Source organism: Pseudomonas sp. 05T35, assembly GCF_056396605.1.
In genome coordinates this window covers 1-3,410 of sequence record NZ_JBFTLU010000519.1, presented here as the reverse complement: position 1 = coordinate 3,410, position 3,410 = coordinate 1, and the positions used below count along the sequence as shown (strand labels likewise).

Annotated in this window: 4 protein-coding genes and 1 pseudogene; 2 read left to right on the top strand and 3 right to left on the bottom strand. The window is 55.9% G+C overall.

Annotated features, from left to right (window positions below; genetic code table 11):
• From AC1DH9_RS26450 to AC1DH9_RS26440, 3 genes are all read right to left on the bottom strand, one after another.
• Nucleotides 1-336 (bottom strand): LacI family DNA-binding transcriptional regulator (locus tag AC1DH9_RS26450; RefSeq protein ID WP_477809089.1); only part of this gene is annotated, 336 nt, incomplete at its 3' end.
• A gap of 165 nt (nt 337-501) precedes the next feature.
• Nucleotides 502-771 carry a hypothetical protein gene (locus tag AC1DH9_RS26445; RefSeq protein ID WP_427542421.1) on the bottom strand — a complete coding sequence of 90 codons (270 nt, stop codon included), beginning with the start codon at nt 769-771 and terminating at the stop codon, nt 502-504.
• A 357-nt stretch (nt 772-1,128) separates the two neighbouring features.
• Nucleotides 1,129-1,797, bottom strand: a complete 669-nt coding sequence (locus AC1DH9_RS26440; protein ID WP_427542418.1) for an ATPase — start codon at nt 1,795-1,797, stop codon at nt 1,129-1,131.
• Between the two features lie 366 nt (nt 1,798-2,163).
• Between AC1DH9_RS26440 and AC1DH9_RS26435 the strand changes: the two genes are divergently transcribed.
• Together AC1DH9_RS26435 and AC1DH9_RS26430 are read left to right on the top strand one after the other, a co-directional pair.
• On the top strand, nt 2,164-3,237 hold the full coding sequence (locus AC1DH9_RS26435; RefSeq protein ID WP_477809088.1) for a molybdopterin-dependent oxidoreductase: 1,074 nt from the start codon (nt 2,164-2,166) through the stop codon (nt 3,235-3,237).
• An 11-nt stretch (nt 3,238-3,248) separates the two neighbouring features.
• Nucleotides 3,249-3,410, top strand: a pseudogene (locus AC1DH9_RS26430) (c-type cytochrome); the annotation flags it as partial.

Here is a 3,410-nt window from a genome sequence, read left to right as displayed (position 1 = left end):
CAACAACTCCTCGACTACCGCGCTCTCGCGCTCGCTGCTGTAGTCGGTAGTTGCCAGCAACAGGTTGTAACCACGTAAACGCGCAGCGCGTTCCATCGCCTGAATCTGCTCAGCGAACACCGGGTTAAGGAGATTGGGAACCACCACACCGATCAAGTTGGTGGTTTGCAGGCGTAGTTGACGACCAAGACGGTTGGGCCGAAAACCCAATTCGCGCGCTGCAGCAAATACTTGTTCTCGAGTGGCCGGACGTACCACTTCGGGGGAGGCAAAGGTTCGCGCTGCGGTCGCCCGCGAAACACCTGCCAGCCGTGCAACCTCTTTCAAATCAGTCATTGTCACTCGCTTGAGATCGATCTCATTGGCGAGAAGATTACTCAGCGAACATGGCGTTCCTGCGATAGACAGATGACATTTCGATGTCAGGAATTGACGCTCAATGATGCGCGTCAGACGTCGGGTCGCGTAATCCGTGCGCGACCCGACGGGGTTGAGACGTGCTTAGATCCGGATGATCTGGGTGATGTGCGGTTTGCCGTTAATAGGCGCGTAAATTTCCACGACCGCTTGCCAGCTGTTTGGCGAACCAGGCTGCGTTGCTTGCGCCTGATAACGATAGTTGGTGCCGTTGACGACCTGGGTGGAAACCAGTTCAGCCGTGTAGTGCACACCCACGAGCCCGGCCAGGGCTTCATCGAATACTTCCTGATCCTTTGGAGTCAGTTCGTGATAAGGAGTCCATCCGCCAACGAGATTCTCTTGAGCCGACATACGATATATCTCCATATATAAGTTCCTACTCGTCTGGCTTTTCGGAGTTCGCCCCGTTTATTTGATGGTTTCCGGAATCCATTGTGCTGCAACGCAGGCCATCAAGTGGCAGGCATGCGCGAACGTATGGCCATGGAGGAAAAGGTAGTAGTCGCCAGCTTCAGATCCTTGTCCCTGATAGAAACAGCCATCAATGAACGATGACTGCCAGACCTCCATGTCTTGTCAGCGTCGGCTCTGCTTGTCGTGCATGCCGCTGGATGGCTTTAAGCTATCAAACTCAAGTGGAATGTATGTCCGCATTTGACTGTGCGAGATGTAAGGCATTGGCTATTCATAAATGCGTAATCGCGCTCATCAGTTATTTGCGAGCTGAGCCACTTCGCTGGACGACACAAGCGTCTTCAGTGACGCATCAAACTGCTTCAGCGCGTTCAATTGCATTTCGGTTTGCTTGTCGATCTGCGCGGCTATCTCTGGCGCCGCTTTGCCATGAACCCAGACCGAAGGCATTTGCTGTTCTCGCGAGCCTTCGGCCTTGCCGATGTACTGCAGGTTCGAGTCGTAGAACTTGGCCATGAATCGCGCTTCCACCTGGTTGTTGCGCTTGGACACCAGACGGCTGTAGGTGTCCAGCATCACCACCACGTCCGGATGAGCATGCACCACCGCGTCGAGGTTGTCGTAGACGGTCACCGAGGCGAACTCTTTCTGTAGCGAACCCATGAGCCAGTTGATCGCGAGTTTCGGATCTGAGCTGTTGACGAACGCGTTGCTGATGCGTGAGTCGAGCGCGGGGTTCTTCGCGCCGTTCAGCGCTACCGAATGGTACTGCTCCAGGTATTCGAGGGTGTTGAGGGTGTTTTCGCTGTAGAGCACACCCACCGATTGAGCGTGCTGCAGGCCGATGGTGCTGTCGACCACGGGTAAAAAGTGGCAAGACTGTTCCGCCGCGTAGGTCGGTGCTGTGGCGGCTACACTGCCGGTCAAAACGGCGACAAGTGCCAGCAAAGTAGAGATTCTCATCGCGCAGTTCCTTCAGAAGCGGCTTCGGTATGGCGCCATCTTCCTCCTTTGCCGGAAAAACAGAACTTGCATTCCTTGATGACAACTATCGACTGAACGAATGATAGGAAGCCTATGAGCTACTGTTGTGATGAGCGTGGCCAGGCTATACCTCACCTGTCGGTATCGTTTGTCATCAAATGCCAAGTCGCTGACGCTCAATGAAAAGCAGTCGCTTTGCGCGTGGCGATACTGGCTTGCTGATCGAAGTCGGTCAGTTAATTGAAAACCCATTTACGCATTACATCGGATACCTCTCCTCCCCCATCGCTGCATCTGGGGGTGCTGTCAGATACATCTCAGTAAAAAAAACAAAGAGAGAACAGCATGAAGTTCAGTCTTGTTGATAACGGCAACCCGAGTCGCCGGCGCGTTCTACGCGATGCCTTCGCCCTGGCTTTGGCAGCTTCGCCATTGGCCAACCTTGCCAGGGCAGCCGACGAAACACCGGAAGAAGTGACCTTTGCTGCCGGGCCACGGCCGCTGGTGCAATACCCGCAAAAACGTCCGTTGACCCTGGTGACCACCCGCCCGCCGCACCTTGAGACGCCATTCCCCGTCTTCAACGAAGGGCCTATCACACCGAATGACGCGTTTTTTGTGCGTTACCACCTGGCCAATATCCCTACCAGCATCGATCCGGACAGTTACCGCCTGACGATCAAGGGCTCGGTCAACACACCGCTGTCGCTTTCCCTTGCAGAACTCAAGACTCTGGCCGAACCGGTAGAAGTGGTGGCCGTCAATCAATGCTCAGGTAACAGTCGCGGCTTCTCGATGCCACGCGTATTCGGTGCTCAGTTGGGCAATGGCTCAATGGGTAATGCCCGCTGGGTAGGGGTACCGCTCAAGGCAGTATTGGAAAAGGCCGGGGTGAAAGCCGACGCCCGGCAAGTGACCGGTACGTACTGGGTCAAGCACCTGAGTGAGATCGAAGTCGTCGACCATACCTACGACGGTTTCTTCATGGCTAAAGGCTACCGCGTTCCGGACAACGATTGTTTCTGCATTGCCCCCGGCACCACTGCGGCGCAAACGACGCCGATTTCCAGGTTGCCTGTACGCAGCTTCATCACCAGCGTCAAACACGGCGATGTGTTGCCGTTGAAAAAAAGCGTGCTGCTCAAGGGCATTGCGTTCGACGGTGGCGTTGGGGTCAACAAGGTGGAAGTGTCGATCGACGGCGGAAAAAGTTGGCGCGAAGCCAGGCTTGGGCAGGATCTTGGCCGTTTCTCCTTCCGTGAGTGGACGCTGCCGATCACCTTCACCAGCAAGGGCGCCACACAGTTGATGGTGCGGGCCAGTAACAGTGCGGGTGAGACGCAGCCGTTGCGAGCCGACTGGAACCCCGGTGGCTACCGCCGCCACGTTGTAGAAACCAGCCACGTGACCGTTGCCTGAGGGGGCTCCGCATGAAACGCATGACCACCCTGCTCTRCGCAGTTCAGGTTTGTTTGGCTACCTTGGCTAACGCAGCGCCACTATCGATCACCTTGCCGCCCGAAACGGCTGTGTTCAAACCCAGTGCCCTGCCCGGCTACCCATTGGCTCAACAGAAGTGCTCAACCTGCCAT

Coding starts and splice junctions, on each gene's coding strand:
- AC1DH9_RS26440 (WP_427542418.1), bottom strand. CDS start 1,797: ATGAGAATCTCTACTTTGCTGGCACTTGTCGCCGTTTTGACCGGCAGT.
- AC1DH9_RS26435 (WP_477809088.1), top strand. CDS start 2,164: ATGAAGTTCAGTCTTGTTGATAACGGCAACCCGAGTCGCCGGCGCGTT.
- AC1DH9_RS26445 (WP_427542421.1), bottom strand. CDS start 771: ATGTCGGCTCAAGAGAATCTCGTTGGCGGATGGACTCCTTATCACGAA.